The 17,566-nt window shown below is 64.6% G+C and carries 19 protein-coding genes; 8 read left to right on the top strand and 11 right to left on the bottom strand.

Translation table 11 applies throughout. From position 1 onward, the window contains the following. Positions 1-151: 151 nt before the first annotated feature. On the bottom strand, positions 152-976 hold the full coding sequence (locus AC2TZ7_RS05865; protein ID WP_489866210.1) for a uracil-DNA glycosylase: 825 nt from the start codon (positions 974-976) through the stop codon (positions 152-154). Positions 977-1,074: 98 nt separating this feature from the next. On the opposite strand from AC2TZ7_RS05865, the gene AC2TZ7_RS05860 reads away from it, so the two are divergent. The 4 genes from AC2TZ7_RS05860 to plsY are packed head-to-tail and all read left to right on the top strand — an operon-like array spanning position 1,075 to position 4,437. After that, positions 1,075-2,040 carry an aspartate carbamoyltransferase catalytic subunit gene (locus AC2TZ7_RS05860; protein WP_098409958.1) on the top strand — a complete coding sequence of 322 codons (966 nt, stop codon included), beginning with the start codon at positions 1,075-1,077 and terminating at the stop codon, positions 2,038-2,040. Beyond that, entirely contained in the window at positions 2,033-2,518 is a 486-nt protein-coding gene (locus AC2TZ7_RS05855; RefSeq protein ID WP_489866209.1) for a hypothetical protein, read from the top strand. Before AC2TZ7_RS05860 ends, AC2TZ7_RS05855 begins: the two co-directional genes overlap by 8 nt. 10 nt (positions 2,519-2,528) lie before the next feature. After that, complete coding sequence (gene pyrC / locus AC2TZ7_RS05850) at positions 2,529-3,809, top strand: dihydroorotase (RefSeq protein ID WP_489866208.1); 1,281 nt, start codon at positions 2,529-2,531, stop codon at positions 3,807-3,809. Positions 3,810-3,828: 19 nt separating this feature from the next. Next, positions 3,829-4,437: a glycerol-3-phosphate 1-O-acyltransferase PlsY gene (gene plsY, locus AC2TZ7_RS05845; RefSeq protein WP_078521757.1), complete on the top strand. Its 609-nt coding sequence runs from the start codon at positions 3,829-3,831 to the stop codon at positions 4,435-4,437. An 18-nt stretch (positions 4,438-4,455) separates the two neighbouring features. Here plsY and AC2TZ7_RS05840 read toward each other — a convergent pair whose 3' ends face one another. Further along, complete coding sequence (locus AC2TZ7_RS05840) at positions 4,456-5,187, bottom strand: SDR family NAD(P)-dependent oxidoreductase (protein ID WP_078521758.1); 732 nt, start codon at positions 5,185-5,187, stop codon at positions 4,456-4,458. Between the two features lie 149 nt (positions 5,188-5,336). On the opposite strand from AC2TZ7_RS05840, the gene argB reads away from it, so the two are divergent. From argB to AC2TZ7_RS05820, 4 genes are all read left to right on the top strand, one after another. Further along, on the top strand, positions 5,337-6,215 hold the full coding sequence (gene argB, locus AC2TZ7_RS05835) for an acetylglutamate kinase (protein WP_078521759.1): 879 nt from the start codon (positions 5,337-5,339) through the stop codon (positions 6,213-6,215). Continuing rightward, the gene (locus AC2TZ7_RS05830) at positions 6,208-6,846 is read left to right on the top strand and encodes a ferredoxin (RefSeq protein WP_489866207.1); all 639 of its coding nucleotides are present in this window, start codon (positions 6,208-6,210) and stop codon (positions 6,844-6,846) included. Before argB ends, AC2TZ7_RS05830 begins: the two co-directional genes overlap by 8 nt. Next, entirely contained in the window at positions 6,843-7,361 is a 519-nt protein-coding gene (locus AC2TZ7_RS05825) for a SixA phosphatase family protein (protein WP_489866206.1), read from the top strand. Before AC2TZ7_RS05830 ends, AC2TZ7_RS05825 begins: the two co-directional genes overlap by 4 nt. A gap of 106 nt (positions 7,362-7,467) precedes the next feature. Further along, the gene (locus tag AC2TZ7_RS05820) at positions 7,468-8,451 is read left to right on the top strand and encodes a malate dehydrogenase (RefSeq protein WP_078540190.1); all 984 of its coding nucleotides are present in this window, start codon (positions 7,468-7,470) and stop codon (positions 8,449-8,451) included. 119 nt (positions 8,452-8,570) lie between these two features. Here the strand turns inward: AC2TZ7_RS05820 and AC2TZ7_RS05815 are convergent, their stop codons facing one another. The 9 genes from AC2TZ7_RS05815 to AC2TZ7_RS05775 all read right to left on the bottom strand — a co-directional run bounded on the left by AC2TZ7_RS05815 (position 8,571) and on the right by AC2TZ7_RS05775 (position 17,480). Beyond that, the gene (locus tag AC2TZ7_RS05815) at positions 8,571-9,362 is read right to left on the bottom strand and encodes an amino acid ABC transporter ATP-binding protein (protein WP_078540191.1); all 792 of its coding nucleotides are present in this window, start codon (positions 9,360-9,362) and stop codon (positions 8,571-8,573) included. A 16-nt stretch (positions 9,363-9,378) separates the two neighbouring features. Next, entirely contained in the window at positions 9,379-10,698 is a 1,320-nt protein-coding gene (locus AC2TZ7_RS05810) for an amino acid ABC transporter permease (RefSeq protein ID WP_098409951.1), read from the bottom strand. A 1-nt stretch (position 10,699) separates the two neighbouring features. Next, on the bottom strand, positions 10,700-11,962 hold the full coding sequence (locus tag AC2TZ7_RS05805; protein ID WP_489866205.1) for an amino acid ABC transporter permease: 1,263 nt from the start codon (positions 11,960-11,962) through the stop codon (positions 10,700-10,702). Between the two features lie 137 nt (positions 11,963-12,099). Next, positions 12,100-13,116, bottom strand: coding sequence for an amino acid ABC transporter substrate-binding protein (locus tag AC2TZ7_RS05800; RefSeq protein ID WP_489866204.1), 1,017 nt, complete (start codon positions 13,114-13,116; stop codon positions 12,100-12,102). Between the two features lie 219 nt (positions 13,117-13,335). Next, positions 13,336-14,046 carry an ATP12 family chaperone protein gene (locus tag AC2TZ7_RS05795; protein ID WP_489866203.1) on the bottom strand — a complete coding sequence of 237 codons (711 nt, stop codon included), beginning with the start codon at positions 14,044-14,046 and terminating at the stop codon, positions 13,336-13,338. Further along, positions 14,043-14,708: an HAD-IA family hydrolase gene (locus AC2TZ7_RS05790; protein ID WP_489866202.1), complete on the bottom strand. Its 666-nt coding sequence runs from the start codon at positions 14,706-14,708 to the stop codon at positions 14,043-14,045. The genes AC2TZ7_RS05795 and AC2TZ7_RS05790 overlap by 4 nt, the downstream gene beginning before the upstream one ends. Continuing rightward, on the bottom strand, positions 14,705-15,745 hold the full coding sequence (locus AC2TZ7_RS05785; protein ID WP_489866201.1) for an RluA family pseudouridine synthase: 1,041 nt from the start codon (positions 15,743-15,745) through the stop codon (positions 14,705-14,707). Before AC2TZ7_RS05785 ends, AC2TZ7_RS05790 begins: the two co-directional genes overlap by 4 nt. Next, positions 15,742-16,119, bottom strand: coding sequence for a fluoride efflux transporter CrcB (gene crcB, locus AC2TZ7_RS05780; protein ID WP_078521781.1), 378 nt, complete (start codon positions 16,117-16,119; stop codon positions 15,742-15,744). Before crcB ends, AC2TZ7_RS05785 begins: the two co-directional genes overlap by 4 nt. Positions 16,120-16,163: 44 nt before the next feature. Beyond that, positions 16,164-17,480 (bottom strand): replication-associated recombination protein A, encoded by a 1,317-nt coding sequence (locus tag AC2TZ7_RS05775; RefSeq protein WP_098409945.1) that lies wholly within the window; start codon positions 17,478-17,480, stop codon positions 16,164-16,166. Positions 17,481-17,566: the final 86 nt, after the last annotated feature.

Genomic DNA, 17,566 nt, shown 5'->3' with positions numbered 1-17,566 from the left:
TCTGTCGTCAGTGCTGCGGGCGCTCGCAATTGCCCACGGTCGCGCGATTTCCATGTTACCTTGCCGAAATAGGTGCAGGGAATGGTTATCTCTACGCGTCACGGCGCCGCGTCCGTCACTTTTTCACGAAAGCGCGACCGTTTGGCGCGGTTTACGCCTGGTCGAGACGGGCGCGAATTTGCAGAAGATCGGCCCAGGCTTCGCGCTTGGCGGCCGGATTGCGCAGCAGATAGGCCGGGTGCGTCATCGGCAGCGTGGCCCGCCCGAAGGCCTCGGCCCAAGTGCCGCGCAACCGCAAGATGCCGCGCTTGCCGAGCGCCGCCGCACAGGCGGCATTGCCCATCAGAACGATCAGGTCGGGATCGGCCAGATCGACATGCCGGGCAAGGAAGGGCAGCATCTGCGCGATCTCGGCAGGCGAGGGATCGCGATTGCCCGGCGGACGCCAGGGCAGGACATTGGTGATATAGAGCGCGGCTTCGGCATCGGGCGATTGCCGCGACAGACCGATCGCCGAGAACATCTTGTCGAGCAGATGCCCCGCGCGGCCCACGAAAGGCAGGCCCTTCTGGTCCTCCTCGCGTCCCGGCGCCTCGCCGATGATCATCACCCGCGCGGTGGGCTTGCCATCGGCAAAGACCGTGTTGCGCGCCCCGAGCTTCAGATCGCACATATCGTAGGAGTCGATGGCGGCCCGCAGCGCCTCAAGCGTGTCGGCCTTGCCCGCGGCATCGCGTGCGACGACGACCGGATCGGGACCCTCGATTTTCGCCATCTGCGCGACCGGCGGCAATTCCCGGTCCGGCGTGGGCGCGGCCTCGGGGGCCTTCGCCTTGGCCTGCGCGGATTTGTCGGGCAGTTCGTAGCAATCGACAGGCGTATCGCCGATGACGGTATCGACGCCCATTTCCAGCTGCCATTCGAGGGCGGCCAGAGCGGCGTGATAGTCGAGTTCCGGGGTCGGCTGAGTCTCCATTGCGCGACCCTACCCCATGCGCGCTGCGACGGTAAAGCGGCTGGACGCCCGCCCCCCTGTTTGCCATAAGCGATGCAGTCTAACCGGAGCATCGCGCAATGGCTTTTCGCCCAAGGCACCTGCTGGGGATCGAACATCTGAGCCCCGAGGATATCCTCACCGTTCTCGACCTCGCCGAAAAATATGTGGATCTCAACCGTCGCACGGTGAAAAAGACCGATGCGTTGGCGGGGATGACAGCGATCAACATGTTCTTCGAGAATTCGACGCGGACCCAATCCAGTTTCGAGCTTGCGGGCAAGCGGCTCGGGGCGGATGTGATGAACATGTCGATGCAGACCTCGTCGGTGAAGAAGGGCGAGACCCTGATCGACACCGCGCTGACGCTGAACGCGATGCATCCCGATCTGCTGGTGGTGCGGCACGGCGCGTCTGGTGCGGTCGATCTGCTGGCGCAAAAGGTCGAATGCGCGGTGATCAACGCGGGCGACGGCAAGCATGAACACCCCACGCAGGCGCTTCTGGATGCGCTGACGATCCGGCGCGAAAAGGGCCGGATCAAGCGCCTCACCGTCGCGATCTGCGGCGATGTCGCCCATAGCCGCGTCGCGCGTTCCAACCTGATCCTGCTGGGCAAGATGGAAAACCGCGTGCGCCTGATCGCGCCGCCGACCCTCATGCCCTCGGGCGTTCAGGAGTTCGGCTGCGAGGTCTATCACGACATGCGCGAAGGCCTGCGCGACGCCGATGTGGTGATGATGCTGCGGCTTCAGAAAGAGCGCATGGATGGCGGTTTCATCCCCTCCGAGCGCGAATATTTCCACCGCTACGGGCTGGATGCCGAGAAGCTCGCCTATGCCAAGGAAGACGCGATCGTGATGCATCCGGGCCCGATGAACCGCGGCGTGGAGATCGACGGCACCATCGCCGACGACATCAACCGCTCGGTCATTCAGGAACAGGTCGAGATGGGTGTGGCGGTGCGCATGGCGGTGATGGACCTCTTGGCGCGCAACCTTCGGGCCGAGCGCGGGCGCGCGCTGACGGAGGGCACCTATGTCTGAGATCAAGCGCGACGAAGTTCTCAACTACCGCCCCGGCCCCGAAAGCGAATTGCCGCTGGACGAGGGCGAGAAGGTTCTGGCCGTCTTCGCGGCGGACAAGAAACGCTACTGGACAGATCATGCGGTGCTGGCGGTGATCGGCGCGGTGCTGATCTCGACGGTGCTGTTCTGGCTCGGCAAGCCCGATCAGGTGGTGATCGCAAGCTTCGCCGTCGTGGTCGGCATGGCGGCGCGCGGGCTCTATTTCCGCTCGGAGGCCTTCGCGCGGCGCTGGCAGCTGACCGACAAGCGGCTGATCGGGCCGCAGGGTAAGCAGGTGATGCTGCTGCAAATCTCCGGCGTGCGCTCGCTGATGGGCGATGTGCAGGTCGTGACGAAGGCGGGCGACAAACATCTGATCCGCCACCTCGCCGATGCGGGCCCGGTGGTGCGTGAGATCGAGAGCGCGCAGGCCGCGCGCAAACTGGTGGCGAAGTGAGGCACGACGCATGACCCTTTTCCTCGAAAACGCCAAGCTGATCGACCCCGAGGCGCTGACCGAAACCCTCGGCAACGTGGTGATCGACGGAGGCAAGATCGCGGCTATCGGCGACATGTCCGCCCCCGCCGATGCCGAGGTGATCGATTGCGGCGGTAAATACCTCGCGCCGGGGATCGTCGATCTGGGCGTGAAGATCGGTGAGCCGGGCGAGCGCCACATGGAAAGCTTCCGCACGGCGGCACTGGCCGCCGCAGCCGGGGGCGTGACCACCATCATCGCCCGCCCCGACACGCAGCCCGCCATCGACAATCCCGAGACGCTGGAATTCGTCACCCGCCGCGCGGCGGACGCGCCGGTGCGCATCCTGCATATGGCGGCGCTGACCAAGGGCCGCGACGGGCAGGAGATGACCGAGATCGGCTTTCTGAAAGATGCAGGCGCGGTGGCCTTCACCGATGTCACGCGGGTCTCGGATCAGACCAAGGTGCTGCAACGCGCCTTCACCTATGCGGCCCATCTGGGCGCTCTGGTGATCGGCCATCCGCAAGAGCCGGTCCTGTCGAAAGGCACGGCCGTGACCTCGGGCAAATTTGCCTCGCTGCGTGGCTTGCCGGGCGTGTCCCCGATGGCCGAGCGGATGGGGCTCGACCGCGATCTGGCGCTGGTCGAGATGACGGGCCTCGCCTATCACGCCGACCAGATCACCACCGCGAAAGCCCTGCCCGCGCTGAGCCGCGCGAAAGAGGCCGGGCTCGATGTCACCGCCGGGGTCTCGATCCATCACCTGACGCTGAACGCGCTCGACGTGGGCGATTACCGGACCTTCTTCAAACTGACGCCGCCGCTGCGCGACGAGGAAGACCGGCTCGCGGTGATCGAGGCGGTGGCCGACGGCACGATCGACGTGATCTGCTCGCTGCACACGCCGGCGGATGAGGAATCCAAGCGCCTGCCCTTCGAGGAAGCGGCCTCCGGCGCGGTCGGGCTCGAGACGATCCTGCCCGCCGCGATGCGCCTTTACCATGCCGGTCAGCTGACCCTGCCGCAGCTGTTCCGGGCGATGTCGCTGAACCCGGCGAAGCGTCTCGGACTGCCGCAGGGACGGCTTTGCGAAGGGGCTCCGGCCGATCTCGTTCTCTTCGATCCGGATGCGCCTTTCGTGCTCGATCGCTTCAAACTGCGCTCAAAATCGAAGAATACCCCCTTCGATACTGCTCGAATGGAAGGCAAAACGCTTGCCACATTCGTCGCGGGGGTGCAGGTTTATGACAACAATAACGACTCATAAATGAGGCGAGGGCAGGCTTATGCCGGGAATTGAGAACGGGTCAGCATGGCTCGGGCTGGTGGCTGCACTGGGCTACCTGCTCGGATCTGTGCCGTTTGGGCTCGTTATCACCAAGCTTTTCAAACTGGGCGACTTGCGCAAGATCGGCTCCGGGAATATCGGCGCGACGAATGTTTTGCGCACCGGCAGCAAGAGCGCGGCCCTTGCGACCCTGCTCCTCGACAGCGGCAAAGGCGCGATTGCGGTTCTCATCGCCCGCTACACGCTGGGCGAAACCGCCGCGCAGGTGGCGGGCGCGGCTGCCTTCATCGGTCACATCTACCCGGTCTGGCTGCGCTTTCAGGGCGGCAAAGGGGTGGCGACCTTCCTCGGCACGATGATCGCGCTGGCCTGGCCCGTGGGCCTTGCGACCTGCGCCGTCTGGCTGGTCACGGCGCTGCTGACGCGGATTTCCTCGCTCGCGGCGCTGGTTTCGGCGGCGGCAACGGTGCCGCTGGCTTATTTCCTCGGCTATCGCGAATTGATGATGCTGGCGGCGGGCCTGTCGGTGCTGATCTTCTGGCGGCACCGCACCAATATCGCGCGTCTCGCGATGGGCACGGAGCCGAAGATCGGCAAGAAGACCTGAGCCGTCTAGGGCACGACCTTAGACGTGCTGGCCCGCGTTCACCTCGATCTCGGTGCCGGTAACGTAGCTCGACGCATCCGAGCACAGGAACCAGATCACATCCGCCACTTCCGACGGCTGCCCGAGCCTGCGCAGCGGCAGCTTCTCGACGATCTTCTCGGTGCCGGGGCTGAGGATCGAGGTTTCGATCTCGCCCGGCGCGATGGCGTTCACGCGCACCCCGAGCGGCCCGAAATCATGCGCCATTTCGCGCGTCAGCGCCTTGAGCGCGGCTTTCGAGGTGGAATAGGCCGCCCCCGCGAAAGGATGCACCCGCAGCCCGGCGATGGAGGTCACGTTGACCACGGCGCCCTGCGCGGCCGACAGTTCCTCGACCAGCCCGCGCGCGAGCACGATGGAGGCGAAGAAATTGACGTGGAACACCTGCCCCCAGGTGCGCAGATCGGTATCGAGCGTATTGAGCCGCTCGCCCTCGGGCCCTTTCGGCGAGATGCCTGCGTTGTTGACCAGCGCATGGAGCCGCCCGTCGATCCGGCTGCGAATGTCTGCAATCGCATCGATCACCTCGTCGGGCTTGGCGAGATCGACCTGGATGTGATCCTCGCGCCCGCCGCCCCACGGGCATTGCTCGGGGAAAGGCTGGCGCGAACAGGTGATGACGCGCCACCCTTCGGCTGCGAAGCGTTTCACCGTGGCGTGGCCGATGCCCCGGCTCGCCCCCGTCAGCAGCATTACTTTGCGATCATCCATTACTCGAACTCCCCGTCTGCGCGCTCCCGACCCTAGTCGGTTTTGTTCCGAGCGCAACGGCCCCGATTGCGCCCTTCCAAACCCGGCGCGAACGGTCTAGCAAGATGAGACCGCCCTGCCCGAGGACCAGCCAGATGAGAAAGCAGACCATGGATCGTGACTGGATCGCCACCGCCCGCACCCTCTCGGAAGCCTTGCCCTACCTGCAACGCTATTCCGGCGCCGTGGTCGTGGTGAAATTCGGCGGCAACGCGATGGGCGACGAAGAGGCGATGGCCGATTTCGCCCGCGATATCGTGCTGATGCGTCAGGTCGGCATCTTCCCGGTCGTGGTGCATGGCGGCGGGCCGATGATCAACGAGATGCTGGGCAAGCTCGGCATCGAGAGCCAATGGGTGCGCGGTAAGCGCGTCACCGACAAAGCCACTGTCGAGGTGGTCGAGATGATCCTCTCCGGCCTCGTCAACAAGCGCATCGTGCAGGCGATCAACGATCAAGGCGGCCGCGCGGTCGGCATCTCGGGCAAGGATGACGACCTGATGGTCTGCGAGGCGGACGATCCCGAACTGGGCTTCGTCGGTCGCCCGGTCGAGATGAACGTGCAGGTGATCCGCGACCTCTATAACGCGGGCATGATCCCGGTGATCGCCCCGGTCGCGACCGGCATGGCCGATAACGAGACCTTCAACGTCAATGGTGACACCGCAGCCGGCGCCATCGCGGGCGCGCTGCGCGCCGATCGCCTGCTGCTGCTGACCGATGTGGCGGGCGTGAAGAACAAGGCGGGCGAGGTGATGACCCAGCTCACCCCCGAGGACGTGACCGCGCTGATCGAAGACGGCACCATCGCTGGCGGCATGATCCCGAAGGTCGAGACCGCGCTGAAAGCGGTCGACGAGGGCGTGCGCGCGGTGGTCATCGTCGACGGGCGCGTCGCCAATGCCTGCCTGCTGGAGCTGTTCACCGAACATGGGGCGGGCTCGATGATCCGCTCGACCGAACCGCGCGTGAAACCGCGCAGTGAGTGAGACGCCGCCGGTAATCGCGGCCCTCGCCGCGGCGCTGGCCCCGCACCGGCTCTTCGTGTCGGGGCTGCTGCATGAGGATGGAGAGACGATCGCGCTGATCTCGCCCGATGAGCCGGGCTTCTGGGATCACGTCACCGCTCAGCCGGAATTTACCGAAGACGCGCCCGATCCGCTGGACCGCTGGTCTGCGCGGGTGATCGGCACCCTCGCACGGCAATTTGAAGCCCGCGCACTCTTTCCCTTCACCGGCCCGCCCTGGCAGCCTTTCGTGAGCTGGGCCGTGAAAAGCGGTCAGAGCTTCGCCTCCCCGGTCCACCTGATGTGCCATGCGCAGATGGGGCTCTGGGCCTCGGTTCGGGGCGCGCTGGCCCTGCCTGGCTTGCTTCCCCTGCCCGCGCCCGCCCGAAATCCCTGCGTCGGATGCCCCGCACCCTGTGCCACCGCCTGCCCGGTCGATGCGCTCAAGGCGGACGGTTACGACACCGAAAGCTGTCACGCGCATCTCGACCGTCCCGAAGGTGCGGCCTGTCGCGATCACGGCTGCCTTGCAAGACGCGCTTGCCCGGCAGGTGAAAGCTATGGCAGGCTGCCCCAGCAATCCGCATGGCATATGAGGCAGTTTCACCCATGACCCCGCTCGGCTATCGCCGCCTGATCCTGACCCGTCATGCCAAATCCAGCTGGGACGACCCGGCGATGGAGGATCGCGATCGCCCGCTCAATGCGCGCGGACGCGCGGCCGCGCTTGAACTGGGCGATTTCCTCGCCTCGCGCGGGCTGGAACCGGAAGAGGTGCTCTGCTCCTCGGCGACGCGCACCCGCGAGACTTGGGACCGGGTGGAGCGCGCGGTGATCGAGACGCGGCCGCAGGTGAGCTATGTCGAGGATCTCTACCACGCCGCCCCCGAGATGATGCTGCAGGTCCTGCGTACCGCCACGGCGCCGACGGTGATGATGCTCGGCCACAACCCGGGCATCGCGGAATTCGCGCACCGCCTGCCCGCACGCGCGCTGCACGATCCCGATTTCCGCCGCTTCCCGACCTGCGCCACGCTGATCGTCGATTTCCAGATCGACAGCTGGGACGAGGTGCAGGCGGGTCAGGGATCGGTGCTCGATTTCTTCACGCCGACCCGGCGGGGCTGAACACAGCTTTTCCCTCCCGTGATCGTGACGTTAGGGCACGGTTTTCTATGGCCAGCCGCGCGCCTGTGCCCTATCTCTCTGGCGTAATCATCACAGGAGGGTTTCCATGTCCGCTCAAACGCCCAAACGCATCGCCGTCACCGGGGCTGCCGGTCAGATCTGCTACGCGCTGCTGTTCCGCATCGCCAAAGGGGATGTCTACGGTCCCGATCAGCCGGTGATCTTGCAGCTTCTGGACCTGCCGCAGGCGCTCGACGCGGTGCGTGGCGTGGTGATGGAGCTGGAAGACTGCGCCTTCCCGCTGCTCGCCGGCACCGTCGTGACCGACGATCCGGTCACCGCCTTCACCGATATCGATGCCGCCTTCTTCGTGGGCTCGCGCCCGCGCACCAAAGGCATGGAGCGCCGCGACCTGCTGTCGGCCAATGCCGAGATCTTCCGCGTGCAGGGCGAAGCGCTCGACAAGGCTGCCAAGCGCGACGCGAAATGCGTGGTCGTCGGCAACCCGGCCAACACCAACGCGATGATCCTCGCAGCCAACGCGCCGAACTTCCCGACCGAGAACATCACCGCGATGATCCGCCTCGACCATAACCGCGCGCTGACGCAATTCGCGTCGAAGGCCGATCTGCATGTCGACGACATCGAGCGTTTCGTGGTCTGGGGCAACCACTCCCCCACCATGTTCGCCGACTGGACCGAGGCCGAAGCGAAGGGCCGCAAGCTCTCCGAGATCATCGGCGACGAGACCTGGTATCGCGAGACGCTGATCCCGCAGGTCGCCACCCGTGGCGCTGCGATCATCGAAGCGCGTGGCGCGTCCTCGGCCGCCTCCGCCGCCAACGCCGCGATCGATCACATGTATGACTGGATTCACGGCACCGACGGCAAATGGGTGTCGATGGCCGTGCCGTCGACCGGCCTCTACGACATCCCCGAGGGGCTGATGGTGGGCCTGCCGGTGATCTGCAAGGACGGCCATTACGAGCGCGTCGAAGGTCTGGAATTCAACGATTTCCAGAAAGAGATGATGGCCCGCACCGTCGGCGAACTGGAAGAAGAGCGCGAAGCGGTTTCCGACCTTCTTTAAATCAGACGCGAATATCTAAAAAGGGGCGGCACGAGTATTCGCGCCGCCCCTTTTTTAATTCTTCGCCTTGGCGGAAATATCCCACGGGGGTCTGGGGGTGTGAAACCCCCAGCTTGCCCTCAGTGCCCGAGGATCTGGCTCAGGAACTGCTGGGTCCGCTCGGATTTCGGGTTGTTGAAGAAGTCATGCGGGTTGTTCTGCTCGACGATCTGACCGTCGGCCATGAAGATCACCCGGTTCGCCACCGCCTGCGCGAAGCCCATCTCGTGGGTCACGCAGAGCATGGTCATCCCCTCTTCGGCGAGCTCGATCATCGTATCGAGCACTTCCTTGATCATCTCCGGGTCGAGCGCCGAGGTCGGTTCGTCAAACAGCATGATCCGCGGCTTCATGCACAGCGAGCGCGCGATCGCCACACGCTGCTGCTGGCCGCCCGACAGCTGGCCGGGATACTTGTCGGCCTGCTCGGGGATTTTCACCTTCTCGAGGTAATGCATCGCCGTGGCTTCGGCTTCTTTCTTGGGCGTCTTGCGCACCCAGATCGGGGCCAGCGTCAGGTTCTCGAGAATGGTCAGATGCGGGAACAGGTTGAAGTGCTGGAACACCATGCCGACTTCGCGGCGGACCTTGTCAATGTTCTTCAGGTCGTTCGTCAGTTCGATCCCGTCCACGACGATCTTGCCCGCCTGGTGTTCCTCCAGACGGTTGATGCAGCGGATCAGCGTCGATTTCCCCGAGCCGGAAGGCCCGGCGATGACGATGCGCTCGCCACGCTGCACTGTCAGATCGATGTCGCGCAGAACGTGGAACTGGCCGTACCACTTGTTCATGTTCTCGATCTGAATCGCGACCTCGTCGGAGACCTGCATATGGCTGCGGTCGACCTGACGTTCGAATTGCGGTTCGGTCATTGTGTCTAGTCCCCGATTAATGGTTATCACGCTGCAGTCGACGCTCGAGAGCCATCGAGTAGCGCGACATAGCGAAGTTCAGGATGAAGAAGATGGCGCCGACGAAGATGAAGGGCTCCCAGTAGATGCCTTTCCAGTTGAAGTCGGCGCGGATGAAGTCCGGGATGCCCTTGAGCGGGTCGAAGAGACCCACGAACACGACCAGCGTCGTATCCTTGAACATGCCGATGAAGGTGGAGACGATGCCCGGGATCGAGATCTTCAGCGCCTGCGGCAGGATGATCAGCCGCTGTGCCTTCCAGTAATCGAGCCCCAGCGCATCCGCCGCCTCGTATTGGCCCCGCGGAAGTGCTGCCAGACCGCCGCGGATCACCTCGGCGATGTAAGCGGCTGCGAAGAAGGTCACGAGGATCATCACCCGCAGGATGATGTCGAAATTCGTGCCCGGCGGCAGGAAGTAATTCAGCAGCAACGAGGCCACGAACAGCAGCGTGATCAGAGGCACGCCGCGGATGAACTCGATGAAGACCACCGAGAAGGCTTTGACCAGCGGCATGTCCGACTGCCGCCCGAGCGCGAGAACGATCCCCAGCGGCAGCGACATCATGATGCCGCCCACGCCCAGCGTGATCGCCAGCAGGAAGCCCCCGAACTTGGCGGAGTCCACCGATTCCAGCCCCCAGGGCAGGATCGCCTGCAACCCGTCGATGAGCGGGCCCACCACGAAGAGGAAGTAGAGGATCGCGACCAAAGCGCCGATCGAGAAAGCCATGATCGAGCCAAGCCGCGGTGACAGCACCAACAGGATCGCCGCGCCCAGCACGAAGCCTGCGAAGATCATGATCGGCGTCCAGCCGGAGCCGCCCCAGAGCAGCCAGACGGCGAGGAACGGGTAGACCGGCGTGAACCACGCGAGCACGCGCGGCACCCAGGTGAAGAGAAGCGGACCGACCGCCACGAAGAGCAGCAGGAAGGTCAGGATCGGGCGCCAGTAAAGCTCCGGCGGGTAGAAGCCGAAGATGAACTGGTGCCAACGCTCGCGGATCACCCCCCAGCAAGCGCCGGTCGCGCCTTCGCCGTAACGGTCGGTGATGATCGTGCGGCATTCCTTGATCGAGTTGGCGTCCCAGACGCCATGCAGGAACCAAGGCAGGAAATGCATGACCAGCGTGTAGATCACGGCCACGCCCAGAAGGGTCAGCAACGTGTTCAGCCAGCCCGAGAACAGGTTCTCGCGCAGCCATTGGACCGCACCGGACTGCCCTGCGGGGGCAGGCTGTTGCGGCAGCATCGTGTCGCGGACATAGGCGACGGAATGGGCTTGTGTATCGCTCATCTCACCGCTCCTTCAGCTTCACGCGATTGTTGTAGACGTTCATCACGCCCGAGATCGACAGCGAGATCGCGAGGTAGATCAGCATCATCAGCGTGATCGCCTCAAGCTCGCGCCCGGTCTGGTTCAGGGTGATGCCGCCCAACGTGCCGCGCAGTTCCAGATAGCCCACGGCGATCGCGAGCGAGGAGTTCTTCGTCAGGTTCAGATATTGCGAGATCAGCGGCGGGATGATGACCCGCAGCGCCTGCGGCAGGATCACGAGGCTCATCGTGCGATTGGCCCGCAGACCCAGCGCGAAGGCGGCCTCGGTCTGGCCTTTCGAGATGGCGAGGATGCCGGCGCGGACGATCTCGGCGATGAAGGCCGCCGTATAGAGCGACAGGCCGAGCCAGAGCGCCACGAAGGAGTTCGACACGTTCGTGCCGCCGGTGAAGTTGAAGCCCTTGATCTGCGGCTCCTCGGGATTGATCCCGAGCGCAATGGCAAGGATCACGACGGGCGCGATGAGGATCAGTGCGCTCTTCCACCACATTGTAGGTCGGACCCCGGTCGCCTCCTGTACCTTGGCGGCGTGGGTCAGCATCCGCTTGTTCACCCAGATCGAGGCGATCAGCACGATCACCAGCGCAAGAAAGTTGAGCGAGATCGGCGCAAGCGCCGTGTCGAGCGAGCCGAGCGAGCGATCGAAATGCACCGAGGGGATCGCGGTGTAGCGATTGGTGAAAGCGACCGAGTCGAGCAGCATCGAAGCCTGTGCCTCGCCCGTCTGCTGGTTCACCTTATAGGCGTTGGGCGACGGAGCCACATCGGTCAGCAGCGCGATCGCCACCAGGATCCACAGCAGCACCGGAATGTTGCGGAAGACCTCGACATAGACGGTCATCAGCCGCGCCACGAGCCAGTTCTTCGACAGGCGCAGCACGCCCACGACGACCCCGATGATCGTCGCGGCGACGCAGCCTAGGAAGGACACCCAGAGCGTGTTGATCAGACCGACAAGCAGCGCACGTCCGTGGCTCATGTCGTTGTTATACGGGATGATCGCATTGCCGATATCGTAACCGGCCCTCTGCCCGAGGAAGGAGAAATTGAAATCCTTCCCGAGGTCGTTGAGGTTCTGGATCACATTGTCCACCAGCCATGCCGCGCCGCCCATCACGAGGATGAAGACGATCGCCTGAATCGTCAGGGAGCGATAACGCGTGTCATAGATAAGCTGGCTGAGCCGGAAGCCCTGCTCCGGCGCGTCGGGCGCGCTTGTCATTCTTATTTCCCCTGTTGCCGCGTCGTTATTTTTGTCTGGCCATTCTTGCGGGCCTTAGTGGGGATGTCTCCCCTACGCACGGTCTCTTGAAAACGGAACAGGGGCGCGGATTGAACCGCGCCCCTGCCGGGCCCTTCTTAGCGGAAGGGAGGAGCGTACATCAGACCGCCTTGGGTCCACTGAGCGTTCAGGCCACGGGCCAGACCGATCGGGGTCTGCTCGCCGATGGTCGCGGCGAAGATTTCACCGTAGTTGCCGTTGGCCTTGATGGCTTTGACGGCCCAATCCTTGTCGAGGCCGATCATCGCGCCGAGGTCACCCTCGGTGCCGAGCAGGCGGTTGACTTCCGGGTTGTCGGTGCCTTTGGCCAGCTCGTCGATATTCGCCGAGGTCACGCCGTATTCTTCAGCGCCGATCAGCGCGAAGATGGTCCAGCGGACGATGTCGGTCCACTGATCGTCGCCCTGACGGACGGCCGGAGCCAGCGGCTCTTTCGAAATGATTTCCGGCAGGATCACGTAGTCGGCCGGGTTCGCGAAAGCGGCGCGGGTCGCGGCGAGGCCGGACGCGTCGGTGGTGTAGGCGTCACAAGCGCCGGCGAGGAACTGCTGTTCGCCTTCGGCGTTCGAATCAACCGTGATCGGCTGATAGGACATGTTGTTGGCCTTGAAGTAGTCGGCGAGGTTCAGCTCGGTCGTGGTACCGGTCTGGATACAGATCGAAGCACCGTCGAGTTCCTTGGCCGAGGTCACGCCCGAATCCTTGCGGACCATGAAGCCCTGACCGTCGTAGTAGTTGGTCGCGGTGAACTGGAGCTTCAGGTCGGTGTCGCGCGAGAAGGTCCAGGTGGTGTTACGTGCGAGCAGGTCCACTTCGCCCGAACCGAGCGCGGTGAAGCGCGTCTGGCCCGAGGTGGGGACATATTTAACCTTCGAGGGGTCGCCCAGTACAGCGGCGGCGACGGCCTGGCAGACCGCGACGTCGAAGCCGGACCAGTTACCGTTGGCATCCGGCGCGGCGAAGCCGACGAGACCGGTGTTCACGCCGCAGATCAGCTCTCCGCGCGATTTCACGTCATCGAGCGTGGCCGCGCCAGCCAGACTGGCAGTCAGCGTCGCAGCCGTCAGCGCGCCGAAAAAGACGGATTTCTTCATTTTTACCTCTTCCTGTTGTCGCCGCTCTGACAGAGCGGTTCTTGGTCCCTCACGGACCTGGTCGATCGTGTCTACATGACACGGAGTAACGAAAGTTTGGTCCATCCGATCAAAGAACGTCAAGGCCAGTTTCCGGAATTCGTGAGGACCCCTGCGTAAATCATCAGCAAGTGCTGATGCTTTTGGCAGGTCAATAAGCAGCGTGAGAATCCGTGGCGGTCACCTTTCGGTGAGCGCCCAAATTCGAGCCGCGTCACACAGCGCCTCGCGCTTGTGTGCGGCGATCTCCGCCGCCTCTTCATCGTCGCCCCATTGGGCGATTTGCCAGTCTTCATCGAGCCGCGAGAGCTCCCACGCTTCCTCGGCCGAGAGCCTGCCGCAGGTGACCGCCAGACCCAGAACGAGGGAGCCGGTGATGCCCACGAGATCATGCAGCGCCGCCAGCGCGAAGGGATCGAGGTTTGCCACCTCCGCCTCCAGCCGCGCCAGATGGTCCGGAGGCTGATCGACCGGCAGGATGCCCGTCGTGACCTTCAGCTCCGCGTCGTAGGTTTGCGCCGCCCAGTCCAGCAGCGGGTCCCATTTCGCGGTCTGAAGCTCGACCAGCTCCGTCGGGGCCTCGGCGCGGTAGCACAGAAGATCGGTGCCGCCGAATTCGCAGACATGGGTGACGACCTCGGGGTGCTGATGCGCCACCTTGTCGATCGCCGCATTGGCAGAGCGGGTGACGGGCATCGTATGGGGCTGGATCGCGCCGTCCTGCGCGTCCCATTCAGCCGCGATAGCTTCGGCATAGGCGCGGGTCGGCACGGTCAGCGCGGCTTTCGCCGGCGTCTTCACCGCACGCCCGTCCAGCGCCACGCCGAATCCTTCGGGGTGCTCGGTGACGGTGGTTTCCGTCCAGAACCGCTTGGCCGCCCATTCGCTCATGCGCTCATCTCCCACAGATCGAGAAGTGTCGTTTCCAGCCCGTCGAAATCATCGACCATCTGATGCGCGCCCGCCGCTTCGACCAGGTGCGGCGCGTGGTAACCCCAGCGCACGCCGATGGTCGCGACGCCCGCGCTGCGGCCCATCTCGATGTCGAAGCTGGTATCGCCGATCATCACCGCGTCGCGTGCATCCACGCCCGCCTCGCTCAACGCCGCGCCGATCATCGACGGGTGCGGCTTCGAGGGGTGATCGTCGGCGGTCTGTTGGCTGACGAAGAGCCCGTCCAGACCGTGATGCTCGATCAGCGCGCGCAGCCCGCGGCGGGATTTACCGGTGGCGACCGCCAGAAGCATGTCGTCGCGCGCGGCGAGCTTGCGCAGCAACGCCTCGGCCCCGGGATAAAGCGGCGCGGGCGAGGCCGCGCGGGCGGTCTTGTAGCTCTGCTTGTAGCCCTCGACGATGCGCGCCTGCGTCTCGGCATCGTGCTCCGGCGCAAGCCGCGCCACCGCGAGCGGCAGCGACAGACCCACGATCTGCAACACGGCGGAGGCCGGCGGGGCCGGCAGACCCGCCGCCTCGAACCCAATCGTCATCGCGTGGGTGATGTGGTTCTGGCTGTCCGAGATCGTGCCATCAACGTCGAAGATCGCGAGCTTCATTTCAGATCCTCGAACGGGTCGGCAGGCACGTCGCGCTCATGCCAATCGAGCAGATCCCAGGTCCGCTTCATATGTTCGGGCAGCGGCGCGGTCAGCGTGATCCGCTTTTTGGTGATCGGATGATCGAAGCTGATCTGGCGGGCATGCAGGTGCAGCTTGCGGGAAATCTCGCCGCCCAGTTGCGCCCCCCAGCCGTCGCCCATGTTCTCCTGGCTCGAGCCACCATATTTGCCGTCGCCGATGATCGGGTTGCCGATCTCGGCCATATGCGCGCGCAGCTGGTGGGTCCGCCCGGTGATCGGCACCAGCGCGACCCAGCTGACCCGCTGGCCGAGGATGTGCAGCGTGAAATAATCGGTCGTGGCCCGCTTGGCGCCTTCGGTCTTGTCGACCTTGGCGGGATGGATGCAGATCATTTTCTCGCCCTCGCCGCCACGGCCGTGACCCGGCGCTTTCACGAGACCGAAGCGGATCGTGCCGGTCTTCGGTTCGGGCGCGCCTGCGACGGCCGCCCAATAGATCTTGCGGGTGGTCTTGCCGCGGAACGCCTCGGACAGGCGGCGCGCGACCCGGTCGGTGCGCGCGAGCAGCAGAACGCCGGAGGTGTCCTTGTCCAGGCGGTGCACCAGCTTCGGCTTGTCCTTGTAGCCGAATTTCAGCGCCTCGCTCAGCCCGTCGACATGGCGATTACCCTGCCCCGAGCCGCCCTGCGAGGGCAGCCCCGGCGGCTTGTTGAGCGCGATGATATGCTCGTCCTTCCAGAGCACGCAGCTCTGGATGAACTTCGCATCCGCATCCGAGATTCCTTCGGTCTTCGGCGCGGGCGCGGAATCGGGGATCGGCGGCACGCGGATCTCCTGCCCCGGCGCCACGCGGGAATTGGCCTTCACCCGGCCCTTGTCCACGCGCAGATCGCCCTTGCGGCAGAACTTCTCGATCATGCCCTGAGACAGATGCGGAAACCGCTTTTTCAGGAACCGGTCGAGGCGCTGTTCGCCCTCGTCCTCGGTGACGGTGATATGCTGGACGCCGCTCATAGCATGGCCCTCATCAATAGAACGCCCGCGACGAGGCCCAGAAGCCCCGCGCCGACCGACAGTCCGATATAGCTGACTGCCAATGTGACATCGCCTTTCTCGATCAAGCGATAGGCTTCGAGCGAGAAAGAGGAGAAAGTGGTGAAGCCACCGAGAAAGCCGGTCGCGAGGAAGGCGTTCCAATGGGTCAGCTGCTTGTCACCGAGGAACACCACGAGCGCGCCCATCAGGAACGAGCCGAGGATATTCACCGTGATGACGCCCAGCGGGAAAGGCTGCGCGCCGAAGCTGCGCATCATTCCGACGCCAACGAGGTAGCGCCCCGATGCACCCATCGCGCCGCCTAGCGCGACCTGCAAAATCGTAGAAAGCATCGCTGTCTCCTTTGGCGCCCTAAGAGCGGTCACAGGCCTGAATGTCAAGATTTGCGCTGTTCGCGCAGCTTGGCAAACCAGTCGACCCGCTTTTTCAACTCGCGCTCGAAGCCGCGCTCGACCGGCTGATAGAGCACCGGGCGCTTCATCGTGTCGGGGAAGTAGTTCTGCCCGGAGAAGCCGTCCTCGGCGTCATGGTCATAGGCATAGCCCGCGCCGTAGCCCTGTTCGGACATCAACTTGGTCGGGGCGTTGAGGATATGTTTGGGCGGCGGCTCCGATCCGGTCTTCTGCGCCTGCGCCCGCGCGCCCTTATAGGCGACGTAACCGGCGTTGGATTTCGGCGCGAGCGCGAGATAGATCACCGTCTGCGCCAGCGCCAGCTCCCCCTCGGGCGAGCCGATCCGCTCGTAGATTTCCCACGCATGAAGCGCATGGGTCTGGGCCTGCGGGTCGGCCAGCCCGATATCCTCGACCGCCATGCGCACGAAGCGCCGCGCGAGATAGCGCGGGTCCTCGCCGCCCTCCAGCATCCGCGCGAACCAATAGAGCGCGGCATCCGGGTCCGAGCCGCGCACCGATTTATGGAGTGCCGAGATCAGGTTGTAATGCTCATCGCCGGACTTGTCGTATTTCGCCGCGCGACGCATCAGACGGGTCGACAGCGCGTCGGTGTCGAGCGTGCCGGTGACTTTCCACGCCGCAACTTGCTCGATCAGGTTGAGAAGCGCGCGGCCGTCGCCGTCGGCCATTTCCAGCAGCGCTTCGCGCGCCTTGCCACTGAGCGGCAGCGGACGATCGAGCGCCTTCTCGGCGCGCTGCGCGAGGCGTTCGAGATCGGCGAGGTCGAGCCGTTCCAGCACCATGACCTGCGCCCGGCTGAGTACAGCGGCGTTCAGCTCGAAGCTCGGGTTCTCGGTGGTGGCGCCCACCAGCATGATCGTACCGTCTTCCATATGCGGCAGGAAGCTGTCCTGCTGCGCCTTGTTGAAGCGGTGGATCTCGTCGACGAAGAGGAGCGTTCCCCTGCCCTGCCCGCGCCGCAGCTTGGCGGCCTCGAAGACTTTGCGCAGTTCCGGCACGCCGGTGAAGATCGCGGAAATCTGGACGAAGGCGCGATCGGAGGCATCGGCCAGCAGTCGCGCGATGGTGGTCTTGCCGACACCCGGCGGCCCCCAGAGGATCAGCGATCCGAGCGAGCCTGCAGCCAGCATCGCCCCCAAAGGCCCATCGGGGCCGAGCACCTGTTCCTGACCGATCACCTCCCCCAGAGTTTTCGGGCGGATGCGATCAGCGAGCGGGCGCGGCGCTTCGGGCGCAGGCGCATTGGGGTCGGGGGGCGTGTCGAATAGGTCGGCCATGATGGCGTGAACCTAGTGTCTAGCTCCGCCTACGAAAAGCCCCCGCGCGTGTGGGGCGCACGGGGGCTCTCATCTTTCCCATCCCT

The sequence above is a fragment of the Thioclava sp. ISO4 genome (genome assembly GCF_058105145.1).
This window is presented reverse-complemented; position numbering and strand designations above follow the sequence as displayed.